At 68.7% G+C, this 18,546-nt stretch carries 18 protein-coding genes and 3 pseudogenes; 7 read left to right on the top strand and 14 right to left on the bottom strand.

Going from position 1 to position 18,546, the window contains the following annotated elements:
• Positions 1–75: 75 nt before the first annotated feature.
• Together OG883_RS38840 and OG883_RS38845 are read right to left on the bottom strand one after the other, a co-directional pair.
• Complete coding sequence (locus OG883_RS38840) at positions 76–786, bottom strand: GNAT family N-acetyltransferase (protein WP_266551635.1); 711 nt, start codon at positions 784–786, stop codon at positions 76–78.
• 471 nt (positions 787–1,257) lie between these two features.
• Positions 1,258–2,325, bottom strand: a pseudogene (locus tag OG883_RS38845) (transposase); the annotation flags it as partial.
• Between the two features lie 144 nt (positions 2,326–2,469).
• Here OG883_RS38845 and OG883_RS38850 point away from each other — a divergent pair.
• Positions 2,470–3,012, top strand: coding sequence for a DUF1990 family protein (locus OG883_RS38850; protein ID WP_266551637.1), 543 nt, complete (start codon positions 2,470–2,472; stop codon positions 3,010–3,012).
• A gap of 200 nt (positions 3,013–3,212) precedes the next feature.
• On the opposite strand, the pseudogene OG883_RS38855 reads toward OG883_RS38850, so the two are convergent.
• The 7 genes and pseudogenes from OG883_RS38855 to OG883_RS38885 all read right to left on the bottom strand — a co-directional run.
• Positions 3,213–3,459: pseudogene (locus OG883_RS38855) on the bottom strand (IS5/IS1182 family transposase); the annotation flags it as partial.
• A 54-nt stretch (positions 3,460–3,513) separates the two neighbouring features.
• Entirely contained in the window at positions 3,514–3,885 is a 372-nt protein-coding gene (locus OG883_RS38860; protein ID WP_266551639.1) for a hypothetical protein, read from the bottom strand.
• A gap of 528 nt (positions 3,886–4,413) precedes the next feature.
• Positions 4,414–4,836 carry a peptidase inhibitor family I36 protein gene (locus tag OG883_RS38865; RefSeq protein WP_266551641.1) on the bottom strand — a complete coding sequence of 141 codons (423 nt, stop codon included), beginning with the start codon at positions 4,834–4,836 and terminating at the stop codon, positions 4,414–4,416.
• Positions 4,837–5,427: 591 nt separating this feature from the next.
• Positions 5,428–6,546 carry a hypothetical protein gene (locus tag OG883_RS38870; RefSeq protein WP_266551643.1) on the bottom strand — a complete coding sequence of 373 codons (1,119 nt, stop codon included), beginning with the start codon at positions 6,544–6,546 and terminating at the stop codon, positions 5,428–5,430.
• Between the two features lie 83 nt (positions 6,547–6,629).
• Positions 6,630–7,349: a dioxygenase gene (locus OG883_RS38875; RefSeq protein WP_266551645.1), complete on the bottom strand. Its 720-nt coding sequence runs from the start codon at positions 7,347–7,349 to the stop codon at positions 6,630–6,632.
• 199 nt (positions 7,350–7,548) lie between these two features.
• The gene (locus tag OG883_RS38880; protein ID WP_266551647.1) at positions 7,549–9,837 is read right to left on the bottom strand and encodes a LuxR C-terminal-related transcriptional regulator; all 2,289 of its coding nucleotides are present in this window, start codon (positions 9,835–9,837) and stop codon (positions 7,549–7,551) included.
• A gap of 537 nt (positions 9,838–10,374) precedes the next feature.
• Complete coding sequence (locus OG883_RS38885; RefSeq protein ID WP_266551649.1) at positions 10,375–10,788, bottom strand: hypothetical protein; 414 nt, start codon at positions 10,786–10,788, stop codon at positions 10,375–10,377.
• Between the two features lie 354 nt (positions 10,789–11,142).
• On the opposite strand from OG883_RS38885, the gene OG883_RS38890 reads away from it, so the two are divergent.
• Positions 11,143–11,358, top strand: coding sequence for a hypothetical protein (locus tag OG883_RS38890; protein ID WP_266551651.1), 216 nt, complete (start codon positions 11,143–11,145; stop codon positions 11,356–11,358).
• Positions 11,359–11,420: 62 nt separating this feature from the next.
• On the opposite strand, the gene OG883_RS38895 is transcribed toward OG883_RS38890, so the two are convergent.
• Complete coding sequence (locus OG883_RS38895) at positions 11,421–11,699, bottom strand: transposase (protein ID WP_266551652.1); 279 nt, start codon at positions 11,697–11,699, stop codon at positions 11,421–11,423.
• A 183-nt stretch (positions 11,700–11,882) separates the two neighbouring features.
• Between OG883_RS38895 and OG883_RS38900 the strand changes: the two genes are divergently transcribed.
• From OG883_RS38900 to OG883_RS38910, 3 genes are all read left to right on the top strand, one after another.
• Positions 11,883–12,479, top strand: a complete 597-nt coding sequence (locus OG883_RS38900; RefSeq protein WP_266551654.1) for a DUF2867 domain-containing protein — start codon at positions 11,883–11,885, stop codon at positions 12,477–12,479.
• A gap of 116 nt (positions 12,480–12,595) precedes the next feature.
• A complete protein-coding gene (locus tag OG883_RS38905; protein WP_266551655.1) occupies positions 12,596–12,928 on the top strand; it encodes a hypothetical protein in 333 nt (110 codons plus the stop codon).
• A complete protein-coding gene (locus OG883_RS38910) occupies positions 12,900–13,115 on the top strand; it encodes a hypothetical protein (protein ID WP_266551657.1) in 216 nt (71 codons plus the stop codon). Before OG883_RS38905 ends, OG883_RS38910 begins: the two co-directional genes overlap by 29 nt.
• Before the next feature lie 158 nt (positions 13,116–13,273).
• Here the strand turns inward: OG883_RS38910 and OG883_RS38915 are convergent, their stop codons facing one another.
• Positions 13,274–14,032: a hypothetical protein gene (locus OG883_RS38915; RefSeq protein WP_266551659.1), complete on the bottom strand. Its 759-nt coding sequence runs from the start codon at positions 14,030–14,032 to the stop codon at positions 13,274–13,276.
• A 276-nt stretch (positions 14,033–14,308) separates the two neighbouring features.
• Positions 14,309–14,731, bottom strand: a complete 423-nt coding sequence (locus OG883_RS38920; protein ID WP_266551661.1) for a thioesterase family protein — start codon at positions 14,729–14,731, stop codon at positions 14,309–14,311.
• Positions 14,732–14,791: 60 nt separating this feature from the next.
• Here OG883_RS38920 and OG883_RS38925 point away from each other — a divergent pair, with 60 nt between their 5' ends.
• Positions 14,792–15,175, top strand: coding sequence for a hypothetical protein (locus OG883_RS38925; protein ID WP_266551663.1), 384 nt, complete (start codon positions 14,792–14,794; stop codon positions 15,173–15,175).
• 515 nt (positions 15,176–15,690) lie between these two features.
• Positions 15,691–16,389 (top strand): NADPH-dependent F420 reductase, encoded by a 699-nt coding sequence (locus OG883_RS38930; protein WP_266551665.1) that lies wholly within the window; start codon positions 15,691–15,693, stop codon positions 16,387–16,389.
• Positions 16,390–16,485: 96 nt separating this feature from the next.
• On the opposite strand, the pseudogene OG883_RS38935 reads toward OG883_RS38930, so the two are convergent.
• Positions 16,486–16,587, bottom strand: a pseudogene (locus OG883_RS38935) (OmpA family protein); the annotation flags it as partial.
• A 446-nt stretch (positions 16,588–17,033) separates the two neighbouring features.
• On the bottom strand, positions 17,034–18,434 hold the full coding sequence (locus OG883_RS38940) for a hypothetical protein (protein ID WP_266551666.1): 1,401 nt from the start codon (positions 18,432–18,434) through the stop codon (positions 17,034–17,036).
• Positions 18,435–18,546: the final 112 nt, after the last annotated feature.

An 18,546-nucleotide genomic window follows, 5' to 3' on the forward strand; every position in this document is an offset into this window, starting at 1 on the left:
GATGAGTCGCCGCGCGGTGCGGTGTTTCATGAGCGACCACCTATGAAACGCCGAACGCAAGAAGGGGTCGTTTTTCTAAGCCGCCCCCGTGCCTGCTTCCCCACCGACGATCCCGAAGAGCTCCTCGCAGCCCGTGAGCCCGCTCACCGTCACGGGTGGACGCTCGCGCAAGTGCCAATCTTCACGGGAGAGACGGAACCGCTGGGACTCGATGACCTTGCCGTGCAGGACGTCACGCGTGATGCCGTCGGGGCGGTAGCCGAGTTTCAGCGACACGGAAACCGAGGAGAAGTTGTCAGTGAAGGACATCGATGTCGCCGACACGGCACCCAGTTCCGCGAACGCGAGGTGCAGCATGGCAACGCGCATCTCGGTCCCAAGTCCCCGACCCTGATGGTTCAGCCCGATCCACGAGCCCGAGACGATCTCTTGGCGGATGCCGAAATCCACGGCTCGCATGTCCTGAACGCCGACAGGGCGGCCCTCGAAGAAGGCGACGAGTTCCAGCGCCCAGTTCTGCGGCGTCCACCGTCCCAGCCGACTCCAGTGCAGCTGCATGACATGCCGTGCGCGCTCGGCTGGCGGCAGATCGGTCCAGGGCGTCAAGAAGGGCCTGGCGCTCGGCTCGTGGACGCCCCGCGCGGCGACATCGGCAAGCTCCGCCAACTCGTCCTCGGATGGAAGTCGCAACTCCAGACGCGGAGACCGTACGCGTAGGCCTTTCAACGGCCAATGATCGATAAGCACGCGCGCCAGTCTGCACAGATCGTGCCCGGACCGCACCACCTTTTCCCCCTCCCCGGGAAATGGTCCTCAGAAGCAAAAACCTGTCGAACCAGCGCCCTTTGCTCCAAACGAAGCAGCCCCATCGGTAGCTGAGGGCGCGCCGTGACCACGGACGCGCTGGCGGCGTTGCCTGCCGCCCTGGTACCCGCCCGCGCCTGCGCCGGGCGGGTGCCGAGCACCCCGACACCCCGGTCCGCTACATCACGCTCCGCCAGTCCATCCGGCCCGCCCCCGACGAGGACCACGGGGCCCGCGATACCGCTGGCCGTATCTACCGGCACCAGTGGTTCGTATGGCCGCACCGCCACACCTACCCTGACCACGACGACCCGACGGGCTACTCCCGCAAGTGGGTCGACCCCTACCTCGTTACTCCCGAAGGATGCGAGGACGCCCCGATCCTGGGCAGGGAGCGCGTCGTCAGCGTCCTGCGCCGCTGAAGGCACGTCACCAGGTGGGCACCCTGTTGGTTCAGGCGGCCTGGCCGAGGCCGGCGGCGGTCAGGTCCTGCTCGCGTAGAGGGGTGAAGTCGAGCTCGAGCTTCGGGTCGTACGCGTCGGGCTGGATGTCGAGCTCGTGGGTGCTGTACTCGCCGAACCGGTTGATGTGCTCGGTCAGGTACGGCGAGATGTGCGCCAGGTCTTCCGGATCAATCTCCCAACCCTCCTCCAGCAGCTGTCGCACGATCTCCGCGATGTCCAGGGCGTTGTGGAAGATCACTGCGTTCGTGAGCAGGGCGTTGAACTTCATCGCCTTCTCCTGCTCGATCGGGTCGTTGTCCGCGATGACCCCGCGGTTGCCGAAGCCGATCCACTGGGAGAACCGGTTGAACGACTCCACCTTGTTCGTCGCCGCAGTCACCCGCCGCCGCAGCGGCGCGTCCGAGAGGTAGCGCAGCAGCTGCACGGTGCGGATCACGCGGCCGACCTCGCGGAAGGCGGCGTAGGTGGCGTTCTTCCGCGACCCGGAGCGCAGCCGCTTGAGCAGCGTGGAGGAGGAGATCGCCCCCTCCCTCACGGAGACGGCCACGCGCATCAGGTGCCGGAACTGGGACTCGATCAGGTCGAAGGCGATGACGTGCTTGCCCGGCTCCCCGAACAGCGAGTCGATGTGCACGTACTCGCTCTGCTTGGAGGGCCGGTAGAAGGTCAGTTCCTTCCAGTTCCTAATCCTGGGCATCAGGTGGAAGCCCAGCAGGTGGGCGAGCGCAAAGACCGGGAAGCTCTGGCCCTGCGTATCTGCGTGCACGGTAGTCGGCTGCACCTCGCTCGTGTTCTTCAGGAGGCCCTCGATGATGTAGACGGCCTCCCACACTCCGCACGGGATGAAGTGCGTGAACAGCGCGATGTACGTGTCCGAGACGTGGTGGTAGGCGATCCCGCCCGGCTTGCCGTACCTGACGCTCGTCTCGGAGAGCAGGTTGTCGAGATAGGTGTCCATGTGGGTGCCGTCCGCCGCGACGGCGGTCCCGTCGCCCCACGCCTGCGAGATGTCCAGGCGTGCGTGCGCGTTGACCAGGTCGAGCTGCGCCTGCAGAAGACCGCTGGCTCGGGTTCTCGATGGAGGACGACCGCGGCGTTAGGTGGGGGCATCGGGCACTAGGCTCGGCCACCAGCCACCGTGACAGGAGTCCCAATGCCCTCGGACAGACCGGCAGACCGCCGCCAAGCACATGGTGCGCCGTTGGCCGACACCCTCACCTACGCTCCGCCCGGCGTGACGTGTCCCGGCGACGACATGTGGTCGACCGGGATCCGGGGCTACCGCCGTTACGAGCGGACCGTGGTCATCGGGCACGGCGACAGCGACTGGCGCGCCGCCTCCGAGGCCGTCCTGCATTGGGGCATCAAGCGTCGTAGCGGCTTCAGCGTCGCACCGCTGGCGGGCGCCGGCGAACGGGTCACCGAGGGGGCCGAATACACCATCACGGCGGCGTGGGGACCGCTGGCTGTTCGGGAACCGGTCCGAGTAGTCGCCGTCGTCGACACCCCCGACAAATGCGGCTTCGCCTACGGCACACTGCCCGGTCACCCAGTGTCCGGTGAGGAGGCGTTCATCGTGTGCAACGCCCCCGACGGCCACGTCACCCTGACCCTGCGTTCGTTGACCAGCCGCGCCCCCAAGGGTGCATGGCGGCCGCTGTTCCCACTGCTTCTGCTCGCACAACGCTCGTACCGCCGCCGATACCAGCGCGCCCTCCGACACCCGATGCCGCGGCAGGGCTGAAGGTGCGACCGGCACCCATCGCGGAACGACGCCGATCACGCCCCATGCCCCCGCTTGAGCGAGCCTGCGGATGGACTGCGGATCGACTGCTGATCGGCGCCCCGGGCGTCGTAGTGGGCTATGGGTGGGCCATGAGGAGGCAGGACTCGCCGGTCCTTGCCGTCCTGGCAGGTCAGCAGTGGTAGAGGCGCCTATGAGGCGAGGCGGCTGCCGGCCTCGACGACGGCCTGGTGGTTGGTGGAGTACCAGTAGTTCTTGGACTGCTCGGCGACGTGTGCCAGTAGACCGCGACCAGCAGTAGCCGGTCCTCCAGCGGCAGACCGCACGGCCGTCCCGGCCGCACCGTGTCGGCTCCCGCGCGCCGCAGCGCGGTCCCCGGCTTGCCCGACTGGCGTGGGCTCAGCCCGGTGAACGGGGGAACCAGGACGGCTCCGACGCCGTGATCAGTCCAGGTGATCAGTCCAGCCACGCCGGGATCACCGCATCGGGTCAGGGCGTCAGTCAGCAAGCCTCCCTGTCTTGGCGGAACTCGTGGATCACTTGGATCGCGCCGACAATGTGGGCGTTGAAGTCGTCCAGCTCCTCGGCCGGAACCCAGAGCTCGAGGATTGTCTGCCCGCCGGCCTGCTGGACGGGATACCGACTCAAGAACTCCGAGTCGACCTCGAATCGGGTGACAAAGCCGGCACCGCTGTGCTTCACGTTCCAGTCCCGCGCGATCCTGATCGCGTAGTCCTCGTTGAGGACCGGGTAGAAGATCGGCTGCTCGGGGAGGCGGGGCGGCCACGCACGCCAGTTCAGCTCGCGGACCAGGTCCAGTTCCTCGGGGCCGGTGGGGCGCCACAGGGTTGTTGTTGCGTGCTGGCTGGTCATGTGAATTGCTCTCTGGACGGGGAATCGGATGCTACGGCCGGCCGGGAGACCGGACGATACCGGCACCGCGAACCCAGCGGCTACGCAGTTTCCGCCCCGGCCACCGACGCGACGAGCACTTACGGGACGGCCTTCAGGTTGGATCACGAAATCCCGCGCAACGTCCGAGACTGCGAACGGCTTCCCCGACGCTCCGAAGAGCACCTGACCGGGGACTCATCACACTGATGACCAGGCGCCTGACCCGCGAAGGCCCCCAGACCGGATGGTCGAAGAAGCCCGCCAACGGCAGCTGAAGGGAGGCTCCCTCGAGTACCACAGTCGGGTTCCGAGGCGGCCACCCCGGCCTTGGGGACACGTCCGGCGGGCGATCGGAGGCCTTGGGGTGAACCTGGGCGGCTCGCCGTGGGCGGCCCCCAGGCCCGAACCCTCGTGCGGCAGTCCCACTCCGGCTTCCGGAGCCTGTAGGGCGTGCCTCCCCGCTCGTACTCGATCCCGTTGGAGCCGCGGAAGCCGCTTCCCGAGCCGTCAGTCGAAGACGCAACTGCTGATGCCGGCCGGCAACTGCCGGTAGGAACTCACCTGGTTCCGCCAGGAGACAGGGAGGTTTACCCGGCCGTTGGGGGAAATGCGCACGTAGTTGCCCGAGTAATCCTTGTCCCAATAGACGCAGATATACCTGGTGGTCATGTTCGCGACGGAGTTGGCCCGGTCGTTCCATCCATAGCCCGGGGCCGCCAGGTTCGCGCTGTACTTCACCGCGGTCGTGTCGAAGTACACGTCGCTACCAGCGTTGTTGTTGTCCCACATGCACCAGTCGCCAGACTCGCACTGAGCCCAGCTGTCCGCACCGGCAGGAGAGTGCCGGTCTGCCGAGGCGGCCGCGGCGGCGCCGATCGTGAAAGTGCCGGCCAGCACGATTGCACTGAGCGCCCGAGTAACTTTGATCATCAGTTTCCCTCCCTGAGTGCGGGCAGGACCCTGGCGACAAGCTTCGGCACAGGCCGAACCTGCACGGACTCAAGCCGGAGCCAGAATCTCCACATACGACTGATGCGGCGCGGGTTACATCGAGCGTGAGTCAGCTCGCGTTACGCATTGTTGGAGACTGTCACACGATTGAGTGGACGCCGCCGCTTCGCGATCAGCTTCCGGTCGTCATCGAAGAAGTGGAACCGTTCCAACTCAGGTCCTGTCGGCTCCTGCGCCAACGTCGGTACGGATGGTCCCCAAGGCCGTAGACGAAGCCATCAGTCCGGGATCTCAAACACTCACGCATGTGTCCTACGCTTCGAGACAACCCCCAACCGCGCCGCCTTCAAGCGGGGTTACCGGAAGCGGCTGGCTGAGATGCGGGCGTACGACCTGGAGACAGCGGATCATCGCGGAGTGCAAGCGGGCGTTCGTGGCGCTGACGGGCGGGCGAGCAGTGCCGGTGGCGTGTCAGAGCGTGCTGACGGCTGCTTTGGGCTCTGCGGTCCGAACGCCCCAGTGGGCGGTCGGACCGCTCCCGTGGTCGGGGTCCGTGTTGCGCGGCGGACGTCAGCCGGTGAAGCGGCGCACCGCGGGGATCAGGTCCCCGTTCTTGGCGATGCCGACGGTCCAGAGGCCGGCGGTGCCTGGGATCGTGCTGAACCCCCTGACCACGACGGCCGGGTCAGCGGCCTGCTCCCAGCGCTGCCGCGTCGGGTCCCACCGCAGGGCTACGGAGACTGCGCCTTTGCCGCCTGCGGCCCACAGCGTGCCGTCTCCGGCCTTGCCGACGGCGCGAAGCCGCCCGTCCGGGATATCGGGCACCGTGGCGTCGGTCCACTTTTTGCCGTCCCAGTGTGCGGCGTAGGGGTGTTCCACTCCGTTCGAGGTCCTTCCGCCGACCGCCCACACGTCGTCCGCGGACAGTGCCGTGATACCGCCGAACCAGCGGTGCTCACCGCTCTTGCCCGCCGGGGCGGACATCCGCTGCCAGGAGGTGCCGTCCCAGTGCAGGAGCAGGCCGCTCTGGTCGGTGGAAACGGTGGCGAAGGTCGTACCGGCCGCCCAGATGTCGTTGGGGGCGACGGTGGTCAGGCTGGTGAGTTCGCCCTTGCCGACGTCGGCCGGGAGTGCCTGGTGACGCCAGGCGGTGCCGTCCCAGGCCTGGATGGCGGGCACTCCGCTCTTGACGGACTGAGGCACGGCCCGGCCGACCGTCCAGGCCTTCCCGTCCGGCGTGATGGCCACCGCGTCGGGCAGGACCCGGCCGGCCGGGTCTCGTTCGAAGGTGCGCACGGTCCACGCCGTACCGTCCCAGTGCTCCGCCGTGGCGCCGACGGCCCAGATGTCGCCGGCGGAACGTACGGCGAGCGCTCCGGGGAAGGATCCGTTGGGCAGAGTCGATTCCTGTGCCCAGGACGTGCCGTTCCAGCGCAGGGCAAGGGCCTCGACCTCGCTGTCGCTCTTCAGCCGGTATCCGACGGCCCACGCCTGCCGGCCGTCGAGCGCGGCCACGGCGGTCAGATCGCCCTTGGCCACCGGCACGGGTGTCTGCTGCCATCGTCCCGCGACCCGCGCGGTGTCGGAGGAGAGGTTCGACTCGGCCGCGGCCGGGGCGGGACCGGCCCAACCGGTACCCGCGAGCACCAGGCCGGCGGTTGCGATGGCGCCGGCAGCCAGTGTGGCCACAGCGGGTGCGCGACCGATGCGGGGGCGTCGGGAAGTTGACGTGTCTTTGTACATCGGGAACCTCCTCGGGGGCCGACGGCCGGTCACTGGACGGTGGTCTTGACGACGAAGTCGAACGCGCCGGTGTAGGCGCCGTCCTCGGGGCCGGAAAGCGTGATCGTGCAGGACCGGTTGATGATCCCGTCGCCGGCGTTGAGCGCGGCGAAGTCGCGGCCGTACGCCTGGGTGTCGTCCGGGAAGTACAGCTGCGTGATCAGGACCGGCCCGCCGGGCGTCTGGACCTGGGTGTGGATGTGCGGCGCGCGCTTGCCCCAACGGCCCCAGTAGTCACGGGGGATGATGGTCGTCAGGCGAAAGGCGCCCCGACGGTCCGTGTACTGGTGTCCGCGCAGGGAGAAGCCGGAGGTGTCGTAGTCCCCGTTCTGGTCGCACTGCCAGAACTCCATGAGGGTCCCCGGCTGGGGGCTGCAGCCGGTGTCGTAGACAACACCCGTGAGGTCGAGCCGGACTCCCCTGATGGCGGGAGTGATGAAATCGCCCCGTTCCGGGGACTCGGGTTTGAACAGGGGGCCCTCCATCGCCGCGGGTGTCTCATGGCCGTCGCAGGCAGGGGTTACGGACAGTCGGCCTCCGGCCCGGCGGGCCCGTTCCACCGCCGTCACCGGGGCAGCCGAAGCCGCCGGCGCCACCGAGGCCGCGCCGGTCGCCGCGAGCGCAGCGGCCGTCATCCCCATCGAACTGGCCCTGATGAACGCCCGCCTCGAGCGGGTGTGCCCGCTGCCCGGGTCGTCGTCTTCTCGCATCACATCTCCTTGCCGGATCTCCGACTCGCTCGGCAGGGCATTCCGTGGGGGGAAGGACTTCGGTCCACTGCGACGAGTCCTTGGAATGCCCTGTTCCGGGCCAGCGTGGCCCGCGCGGGAGTTCAGCGGATCGATCGGATGACCGGCGGCTTCGCAGCGTTACGAAACCTCGTCCGGCCGCACCGCCCGCCCGGGGAGCTCATTCGGGGGCGTTCGCCGCCACCCAGAGGGCGATCCGGGTACGGGAGCGCATGCCGAGTTTGTCCCGGACGTTGTCGAGATGGGTGGCGACGGTGCTCGCCGACAGACCGAGCCTGGTGCCGATCTCGCGGTTCGTCAGGCCATCGGCGACCAGCGCGGCAACGGCCGCCTCCCGCCCGGTCAGCGGCCCACGGGCATGATCCGGGTCAGCGGCGGTATCAACAGGGCCGCGGAGGGCGTAGGCGACCAGCCGTTCCCAATCCAGCCGCCGTCCCTGGGCCACCGCCTGGTCCCGCGCCGCAGGGGTCAGCGCCGCTTCGGCGCGCGCCGACGCCTCTTCGACCTGCATTCGCCATGCGTTCTCAGGCTCTGTGTCCATTCGTCTGCGCGCCTGCCCGCCGGCGGCGAACAGCCGCACGGACCGCTTTATCTCACCCCGCTCGACCGCCACGACGGCAAGGCCTTCGAGGGGGTACAGGGCGTGGAAGCTCTCACCGGGCACCGCGCGCAGCCCTTCGCCGAACAGTGCCTCGGCCGCTTGAAGGTCGCCGGTGGCGAGCCGTATCGCACCCGCGGTGTGCAGGGCCGCCGCCACCTGGCACCAGGGCGCGTGCGCGCGGAGCTCGGGCAGGCAGGAGGACATCAGCGCGTCTCCCTCGGCGGTTTCGCCGACGTGCAGCAGCGCCCAGGCGAGGTGATGGGTGCACCAGGCCGTGTCCTGGGGGTTGTCCAGCGTGCTGACGATGGCCAGGCACTCGGCGAAGTCGGTGACAGCCTGGGCGAACCGCCGGTTGCACACCAGGGCGGCTGCGCGTGCGTCGAGAGCGTTGGCGAGCCGCGCCGGTTCGGCGTGCCGCCGCTCCACTGCCACGGCCTTGTCCGCGAAGCGCAGGGCCGCCTCCTGGTCGGCCTGCTGGCAGGCGGCGCGCGCGGCGAGTGCCAGAGCCGAGCCGCGACAGCGAGAGCCACTGTCCTCGGCCAGGGCATCGGACAGCAGAGCCCGGGCGGCGGTCAATTGCTCCTGTTGATAGCGGACGCGGGCCAGCGCCAGCTTGAGCAGCGGTGGTGTCGCACCGTCGTTCCTGTCGGTGTGGGCGATGGCCGCTGCGAGATTCTCACGCTCCTCGGCCGGACGTCCACCCCTCTGATCGGGGAAGACCTGGTCGGCGTGGGCCTGAGCGAGTCCGGTCAGCCACTCCAGGGCCCGCTGCCAGGTGGCGTCCGACTCGCCGGACTGGTCGAGACGCTCCAGCGCGTAGGCGCGCATGGTGTTCAACAGCCTGAATCTGGGGATGTCTTCGGGCTGGGCAGCCGGCGCCCGCACGATCAGCGACTTGGCCTCCAGGGCGCACAGAAGGCGTAAGACACGGCGTGGCGGGATCGCGTCGTCGGAGCAGACTGCCGCCGCTCCCGCGGAGTCGAAACTGCCGACGAGGACGGACAGCCGGCGAAAAAGTGTCCGTTCCTGCGGATCCAGTAGCCGATGACTCCAGTCGATCGCGGCAGCCAGCTCGCGATGCCGTCCGGGGCCGGTCCTGCTCCCGTCGGTCAGCAGGGAGAGCTGGTCGTCCAGCCCGGCGAGGATGGCACCCAGGGGGAGGACGCTTGTACGGCGGGCGGCGAGTTCGATGGCGAGCGGCATGCCGTCGAGACGGCGGCAGATCTGCGCCACGGTGGTGGCATTTCCGGCGTGGAGTGCGAAATCCGGCGCGCATTCGGTGGCACGCTCCACGAAGAGGCGCACCGCGTCCGACTGCAAAGCGGCTGCCGGATCTTCCACGGTGTCCGTCGGCGTCAGCGACAGCTCGCCGACCCGGAAGACGATTTCACCCGGCACCCGCAGTTTTTCGCGGCTGGTGGCGAGAATGCGTAGCCGAGGACACCGGCTGAGCAGGTCGGCGACCAGCCGGGCGCAGGGTTCGGCCAAGTGCTCACAGTTGTCCAGGATCACGGTGGTCCGGTTCTCGGCGAGTGCGTCCGCCAGTACGTCGATGCCGCTGCGCTCGCCGCGCTCGCCGATGCCGAGAGCCCCGGCCACGGTCTGCGCCAACTGTGCCCCGTCGTGGAGGGAGTCCAGTTCGATCAGTCGGGTCCGGCCGTCTCCGGCGTCGCGCAGCCCCGCCGCGAACTGCAGCGCAAGCCGTGTCTTGCCCACTCCACCGGGCCCGGTGAGTGTCAGCAGCCGCGCGGATCTCGCCACGGTGCGCAGCTCAGTCAGTTCGCGACGACGGCCGACGAAGGTGTCCAGGGCGTTCGGCAACTCCGGGCCCCGGTCTGAAGCCGGCACCGCCGCTTGTGCTGGACGACTCCGCCCGTCCCGTACCGAGCGCCGACGGAACGCACGCTGCCTGCATGCGGCGGAGCAGTAGCGCGCGGGACGGCCGCCCGTTGCCGGTCCAGCTGTTCCACGCCGACCGCCGACAGGGAGCTCGGTCCCACATGTCTCGCACGTTCGTCGCGTCGGGCTCATCAGCCGAATCCTTGCTCAACGGCCGCCGTGGACACCACCGTGTACCGGAAAGGTGAGGAACGCCCCACGGCTCCTGTGGAACACCTGGCAAGGAGACGGCGGTTCCTACGGAGATCACTGAGGCTGTCGCGGATCCAGCGCCCCGGTCCGCCGCGACGGGCCGGGGCACGAGCGCCTGCGGACTTGCAGTCATTCGAGGCCAGTGGGCAAGAGCGTTTTCGTCCGACATGGCGGCAGGGCTCCTCTGTGCCCCGCCCGAACCTTCTGGTGCGAGCGGGGAGCCTCTGTGCGAGACGGTCGTCCGCAGGTGGCCTTACGCGAAGTGGACTTGTTTACCGGACGAGGTGGACTTGCTTACGGGACAAGCAGGAAGAAGGGCTTGTAGTCCCCGCCGTTCTGCCAGTTGGTGGTGACGACCAGGATCGTGTCCGGCCGGTTGCCGCACTGAGGGTTGAGGCCGGGCTCGATGTAGATCTGGCCCGGGTAGCCGCCCGTGGTCAGGGTGGCGACCGGGGTCAGTTCGGCGACGTTCAGACGGGAGTCCTCCAGCTGGACACAGAAGCGGCCCGCGGCGGGCGCCCGAGTGACAGCCTTGATCCCCTTGGACCGGTCCAGGCTTCCGTCCGCGTTGACCAGCGCGGACGCCTGAGCGTAGGGAGCCGTCACGCTCCCCGCAACAGCCCAGGCCACCCCGCCCAGTGCGGTTGCCGCGATGCCGACCGCACCGCCGATCCAGGCGGCAACACGGGCCTTCTTGCTCTTGAACATGCAGGTACCCCTCCGTGCGACGACCGCCGCCTCCACGGGCTGCGGCGATCCCACGGTATGGGTGTCTTTGTGTGCTTCAGCGGCAGTGGATATGAAACCACCACTGCGGGGGGCGCTGGAGGCTTCGTGCAACCAAGTAGCTTCGCTCCGGCGCGAGTTGTGCTTCATCGGCAAAGCGCCCGCGCTTGCCGGGAGATCAGCACACCTCATGATGGCGAACCGCCACCAGTGCCCCTGACGCCTGGTTCCGTTTTTCCGGGACGGTGTGCGGGATCTGCCGCCGACGCAGGTAAGCGCGGATCTTCTGGGGCGAGTACGTGCGGTCGGCGATCATGTGCGCCCGGCGGTGCGCGGATGCCCGCCGCCGATGCGGGCGACACGGACACGGTCCATCGCCTCGACGAACTGCGGTGCATCGCCGTGCTGCCCCCGGTGACCATCCCCGCCAAGGCGTGTCCGGAGGCATCCGCGGCCAAGTGCAGTTCGGTGGTCGGCCCGCCGCACGAGCGACCGAGCGCGTGGTCATCCGGCTCGGCCTCCAGGCCGTCCGCATTCGCCCTGCCCGCGTGACGAGTGCAGGCCCCGGCAGCGTGCTGGTGGGCCCGGCGGACCGTCGAGTCGACCGGCACCTTTCACACGATGATTCCATCGGCATCCGCCCTGACCTGCAGCTCGTTGAGGATGCGGGCCCAGCTGCCGTCGATCTGCCGGCGCCGGAAGACCGAGTACGCCGTCGCCCACGGCCCGTACCGCTCGGGCACATCCCGCCACGGCGACCCGGACCGGACCCGCCGCCGGATCCCGTCGAAGACCTGCCGGCGATCCCGGGGCCGTCGGCCCATCCTCGGCATCGGCGGCAACAACGGCTCCAGCCGCTCCCACTGTTCGTCTGTCAGGTCCCCACGAGCCACACCAGGATCGTTCCACCGTCTTGATCAGCATTTCTGGCAGTCCTTGGCTCCTTCCGGTCCTCGGCACCGCGATCCGCTCGGCCTGAGACGGGAGATCCTCTACTCGCGGCTCGCACCGCCGCCGGCGTACTCGGACTCGATCCCCTTGCCGTCACACGTCATTGACCACGGAGGGACCACGGCATGAAACTCCCGACCACCGCACACACCGCCCGGCCATGGCGCATCCACGAGGTCTCGCACGACTTCCAACTCGAGGACGTGTGGGCGTTGCCGACGCCCGGTGGCCCGGACGACTTCCCGCGACTGGTGCAACAGTTCGTCTCGGGCGACACGTCGGACAATCCCTCCTTCGTCGCGCGCACGCTCTTCGCGATCCGTTGGAAAATCGGGAAGCTCCTCGGCTGGGACAATGCTGACTCCGGTCTCGGCTCCCGGGTGCCGACGCTGCGCGACCGGTTGCCGGCAGACCTCCGTGACGCGCCATCCGGACCCGAATTCCACGGAGTCCCGTTCACCTCGCTTTACCTGACAAAAGACGAGTGGGCGGCGGAGGCGGCCAACCGGACCGTGCACGCGGTGATACACATGGGCTGGGTCCAGAACGAGACTGGCGGCTACCGCGGCCAGATGGCCGTGCTGGTGAAGCCCAACGGTCTGATCGGGAAGGCGTACATGGCTGCGATCGCACCGCTGCGGCACCTGGTCGTGTTCCCATCGATGTTGCGCGGGATCGAACGGGAGTGGCAGACCGGCACGGCTCAGCCGACAAAGGGGTAGCCCGTGTACGGCCCGCCTCAGTGATCAGGCAGGGCGGTGCCCAACCGGCCGAACCGCTGGCGAACGACGGTACCTGGGCCCGCGCGATTCCCTGTCCCGCAGATGGGAACTGAGCCATGGTGAACCAGGATGCATATCGCCGCGAGCTGGAGTATCTGATCCAGTACGCGCACGACGACTGGCTCGGATTCTCGGTCCTCAGCGGGTCCGTGGGCAGCCTTCTTGGACGCGGCGCCTCGTTCCAGGAGCAGCTGACGTTGCTCCTGCGGATCGTCGGCGATCTGTATGACGCTGGAGCGCGAGCGGGCGATCTGACGGAGTCGACGCGGGATCCTTTCCTGCCGTGGCGAATGGAGATGGCTGAGGTCCTGGCGCGGCTTGCGGCAGAGGTTCAGTCGCATTCCCGGTTGCCCGACTCCGGTGACGTCTGCTGGTTCACGGGGCCGTGAGGCCGTCTTCGAGCGACTGGCCGTCACCGAGCAGCCGATCGCCGACTACGGGCTGCCCACCGCGCCATCGAACGCCACCGAGCATGTGGTGTGCGGCCGTATCGATCTCGCCCTGGCGGCCGGCCGGATGCAGGGGCCGGATGCGGTCGTCACCCGCCGGCGGCTGCACAGCAGCGGGCGCATGTGACCTGACCGCCGGAGAGGCAGGCAGTGCGAGCACCGACAGGCACCTGACGCGGGCGAGGCTCCGGTGTTGAGCACGTTCGTCCGCTCTGTCGCCGATCTTGTGACGCGGCCCATCCGGGTGTCGCTCGGTAGTCGGGTGGGCGGCGCGGCGAAGCCCGCTCAGTAGCGGTGGTTGGGCCAGTGCGGGTCCTCCCAGCGAGCCGGACCGGCGAGTCCTATCAGCCGTATCCGGTGAAGCAGTTCGTCGGGGACGTCCTGGGCTCGCAGCCGGGCAGGGGCGTGGCGGACCAGCCAGTCCGCGAGCTCGGTGCGCAGGGCATCTGCGTTGTCCCACGTGCCCCATGGAAGTTGGTCGCCCAGCAGGTCGTACTCCCATTGGGCTGCCGCTTCGGCCAGGTGCTGGTCGGACACGGGGTGATCGAGCGCCTCCCAGGCTGAGAGCCACGGGCTGAGCGTGGCGGAAGCCTCGGCGCACAGCGCGAGGACCTCATGCACAGGGAAAGCGGGATCCGGTTCGGTGAGGCTGTGAGCCCACCAGGCATGCAGGAACTCCCCCACCGCCGCGCTCTGGCGCGCGGGCCACTGCCGCCAGTGACCACGAGCGAACGAACGTCCGACCTCATGCATACCGAAGAGGGGATTCACGTGGCCGCTGACGAGGGCCCTGGCGAACTGGGGCAGGATACGGCGCAGCACCGCGCCGTGGTCGTGCCAGTCGGGAGCATCCCAGGTGCGATGCAGGAGGTCCGGGTCGAGCTCTACGTCCGGGATCTTCAATTGCGCAAGTTCTTCTTCGCTGCCCCAGTGGCAGTCACATTGGTTCTCGTCGCCGCGGGCGGTCATACCGCGAAAGGTGACGGCCAAGCAGTCCACAGCGCGGTCGAGTCGGAGTCGTGCGGGAGGGGCGTCGAGGTTCATCGTTGTCGGCACAGCCTCAGGGGGACTCCGGTGGCTCCCGCCAACCGAAGATCGCAACCTTACCGGTCCCAGCCGCTGCTGTCACCGGGGTTGCTCCCTCTCCCCGGCGCGGCGCCCTCCTCTGGCGCCTCGGCGCAATCCGGGGCCTGCAGCACGGTGCGGCCGGGCCCGCGGCCGCACCGTGCTGCAGGACCTGGCCTGCCGAGTGCGGTCGTTTCACCAGGGTCTCGTACTCAGCTCAGAGCCAACTGCGGGGAGCGCCAACATGGGCCCGTGTCAGTGCTGTCCCCCTGCTGAGGTGAAGGGCTGGAAAGCTGCCCGGACTGCGTTGGGCATCTCCTTCTTGCTACCGGTCACGGTATCGGTGAACACGTGCCGCACTTCACCCTCTGCGATGAGCCGTTCGCCGACCTTGAATCTCGGGCACAGGATCATGCTCGTCGTTCCGACATGGGTGATGGGCATCTCGATGTCGAGCAACTCATCGAAGCGTGCCCCCTGGCGATAGAGGATCCGTGCTTCGGCCACGACCAGGTCGGTCCCACCCTCGACCATGGATGCATAGCCCCCCGTGGCTTCGCGCCACAACTCCGTCACAGCAACGTCGTAATAGAAGAGGTAGTGGCCGTTGAACACCACGTTCTGCTGGTCGCACTCGCTGTAGCGCACCCGCAGTTGGTGCGTGAACAACTTGGTCATGGGCGAGATCGTAGTTGCTCTCTGACTGACGATCGAGGTGCCGGGGGGCATGATCCGCCTGTGGAACGAGTCATTGATCTTGATCAGGCGGCCGCAGCAATTGCCGGGCGGGCCGGGCGATGGCTGGCGGCCGGTCTCAAGGTTGGGCAGTTGACTTGGCGGGACGAAGCCGCGCCGTGGCCTCAGCAGCTTGAGACTGACAGGGCACTCGTGCGTGACCCTGACTCGATCGGCTTGCTGATCTCCGGGCCGACGGACGCTGAGCTGTCCGTTGTGCTGTTCCGGGGCGGCTGGGCTGATGTGGACTTCGTCGCCGACCTCGACGACGCCGGAATGCTGCCCGCATCGGGCATCGATTCGGCAGCGGCATTCGGCACCCGGCTCGATCAGTGGGTGCCGCGCGTCTTCGGGGACCTCCGCGATATGCAGAGCTGGAGAGACTGACAGCCACCTGCACATGGCCCCGCTGTCTTGTGATGCCGGGCTGTCAGCCGACCGAGGCTCGCTGCTCCGCGCGGGTGGCTGGTGGCGGGTGGTGGCGAGGCGGCAGGAGTCGGTGCCTTCGACGCTCGTCCGAGGCGGTGGGCACGGTGGGCGAACGCTTTCATGCTGTGGGCACCGGATCGTGAACCGGCAGGGGCACCAGGGCTGGTGCCCCTGAGGTCGGTCGGCTGCCGGGCTCAGCGCGCCGTCTTGGATCCCGGAAAGCGCGATCGCGTACAGCACCAGCCGATGCGGCCCCGTACGTCGGCGCGCCGGCGGGACCCGGTGGCAGGCCGTCGGGGCATCCGGGTGAAGCCGTGCTCGGCGAGCAGCGTCCGCGCCCTGTCCGGAATCAAAGGGTGCTTGCCTGGACAGCGCGGCGGGCCCGTGCGGCCCGCCCGCGCCGGGACGCACCGCCGGAGTCGGCGTACGGCTGGTCGCCGGCCCGATGCCCGGATCTCAGGAAGGAACCCCTCATGCGTTACGCCGTTCTCGGTACCGGAATCGTCGGGAGAACCATCTCCGCCAAGCTCGCGTCGCTCGGCCACGAGGTCGTCATCGGCACGCGTGACGTCGACGCCACGCTCGCCCGCACCGAGCCCGACGCCATGGGCAACCCGCCGTTCGCCCAATGGGAGTCGGCCCACCCGGAGGTGCGTCTGGAGACCTTCGCCGACGCCGCGGCTTTCGGCGAGAGGGTGGCCAACACCACGTCAGGCATGGTGAGCGTGAAGGCGCTCGAGGCCGCCGGCGCGCAGAATCTGGACGGGAAGGTCCTCATCGACATCGCCAACCCGCTGGACTTCTCCGCCGGGATGCCGCCGTCACTCGACCCGGTCAACACCGACAGCCTCGGCGAGCGCATCCAGCGCTCGTTCCCTCGGGCGAGGGTCGTCAAGACGCTGAACACCATGAACTCCCAGATCATGGTCGACCCGTCCCGAGTGGCCGACGAACACACGGTGTTCGTCTCCGGTGACGACGCCGACGCCAAGAGCGCCGTCACCGACATGCTGGTCTCCTTCGGATGGCCCGAGGCCAGCGTCATCGACCTCGGCGACATCACCACGGCCCGTGGCGCGGAAATGCTCCTGCCGATCTGGCTGCGGCTGTGGGGAGCGTTGGGTCACACGGATTTCAACTTCCACATCGCGGGCGCTCGCTCCGGAGCCTGACGGCAGGCCGGACCGGACTGGACCGGACTGGACTGGATCGGACTGGACCGGATCAGCCTTGGGATCCCGCGGAGGAGGAGTCGGAAAGCGGATCAAGACCTCCACGTGGCGGTTCTTCTTGCGTCCCTCTTCGGTGGAGTTCTCAGCGATGGGATCGTCCTTGCCGCGGCCGACGACCTCGTAGGCGACGCCCGCGTCGGCCGGCTTGCAGCAGGCGACTGCGGTCGCGGACGGCATACGACACCGTGTCAGGGGTCACGCACCCCCCGGGGCACTGGCGGCATGCCTGAACCCAAGGCGCGGTACGTCAGCCTCTCCTCGGGCAAGGCCGGTGTGCGGACGCTCGTGGCGCTGCTCGACCAGGAGTACGGCGACCGCGGCGTCACCGCGGCCGGCGCCGTGGCTCCGGGCGCGGCCTCGGCCCGGGCGACATCGCCGAGCACTACTGACGGCTGCACACCCTGGCCGCCCGACGCATGGCAGCAGGAAGTCGCGTACGGCTGCCCGGAAGAGCCTTCCGTCGGCACCGTGCAGGGAGGGGGTGAGGCCGCCCACCGGTTTCGGCTGGAGGGTCGGCGCGGACAGAGCAGAGAGCCCCTGCCGGATTCCCCGGCAGGGGCTCTCAGTTGCCGTGATGCAGCGCGTCAGGCGAGCGCGCCCTCACCGTGTGCCAGCAGCCATTCCCTGTGCAGGGCGCCCAGGGGGATGCGGTGTTGGAAGATCGGCGTACCGAAGATGGACAGCTGAAGTTGCAGCCAACCCGTCAGATCCACGCCTCCGTAGACCTTCCAGGACCCCGCGACGGACTTCGGGGTGGCGACGGCGTTGGCTTCGCCCCGCAGGTAGGGGGCGATCTCGGCGGTCACTCCCGCCGCGCCGTACAGCCCCACCGACGCCTCGGCGCCCAGAGCGGCCTTCACCTTGCCGGCCGCGGTCACCTTCGCCCGTACCGGGGTGCTGGTCATGTTGGAGGTGCTGACCGGCTTCCAGCCCTCCGCCTTCGCGTAGCTCGCCCCGATCCGGAAGTCGCCCTTGAGGTCCTGCGAAATGTCGACGGTGACCGAGCCGTCCGCCGTGACCTCGAGGTACGCGGTGAGGTCGAGGTTCACCACGACCGGCACCGGCCCGACCTGGATGACGGGATCGGCGTGCAGCTTGGCGAAGGGAATGCGTACCGGCTTGCCGCCCGCCACGGCCTTGCCCTTCAGTGACCACTGCGACGACCAGTCACCGCTCAGCCCGAGGAAGGCGGTGTTCGGCGCGAGGACGGAGGACCCGTCGTAGGTGAACTCGACCTTGGGAGCCAGCTGGACGAATCCCGCGACCGACGCCGCTCCCGACACCGGAGCGCCCTCGCTGACCGGGAGCGGAAGCGACGCTCCGACGTCGAGCCGCAGGCTGCCGAGCGGCATCTTCGCGCCCTGGGGGCCGAATTGGAGGTTCCCTGTCTTTGCCCAGGAGACCTTCACGCCCTTGACCAGCGGCTCGACGTCGAAGGTCGCCGGATCGACAGGGACGGCGCCCTTGGCCGTGTCGTCGCCGAGCAGTGCACCGAGCGTCGCCGCCTCGGTCCGGACCGCGGTGCCTTTGTCGGTCTTTCCCGTCACCTCGGTGACTTTGGCGAGCAGGCCGTCGGGAGCTCCGGGCGCGGGCCCGCTGGCGATGACGTCGCCGACGGCCGGAGCGCTCTCGGCAGGTGCCGTAGGTGCCGTCGGCTCCGTCGTCGAAGGCGCCTTCTTCGCACTGGATATGACGGCACTGCGGTTGGTGCGGTTGTAGGAGGCGACCTTCAGCGGCGACTTCTTCGCCTTCCCCGTTCCGGCCGCGCGGGCGACGGCGGTCGGAGACCCTTCGGGTACTCCGGCCACGTCGAGCTGCCGTGAGGGGCTGGGGTCCGGGGTCGCTACGTCAGTGGGACGCGGTGTCTCCGCGCCGACCGCTTCCGAAGACGGCGCGGACGTCGCCCCGGCCGAACAGCCGGTGGTGATCAGGGAAATGGAGGCCAGAGCCGCTAACAGAGCGTGTCTGGCAGAGAGCTTACGCACGTGGAATTACCTCGGAGCGTGTGGTGGGGGATACGCGCAACAGGAAGGACTCGCGGATACCAACGAGTAACAACCGGCCCGTACGATCCCACACGCACCACGGCTCACGAGG

The sequence above is a fragment of the Streptomyces sp. NBC_01142 genome (genome assembly GCF_026341125.1).
Taxonomy (GTDB): Bacteria; Actinomycetota; Actinomycetes; order Streptomycetales; family Streptomycetaceae; genus Streptomyces.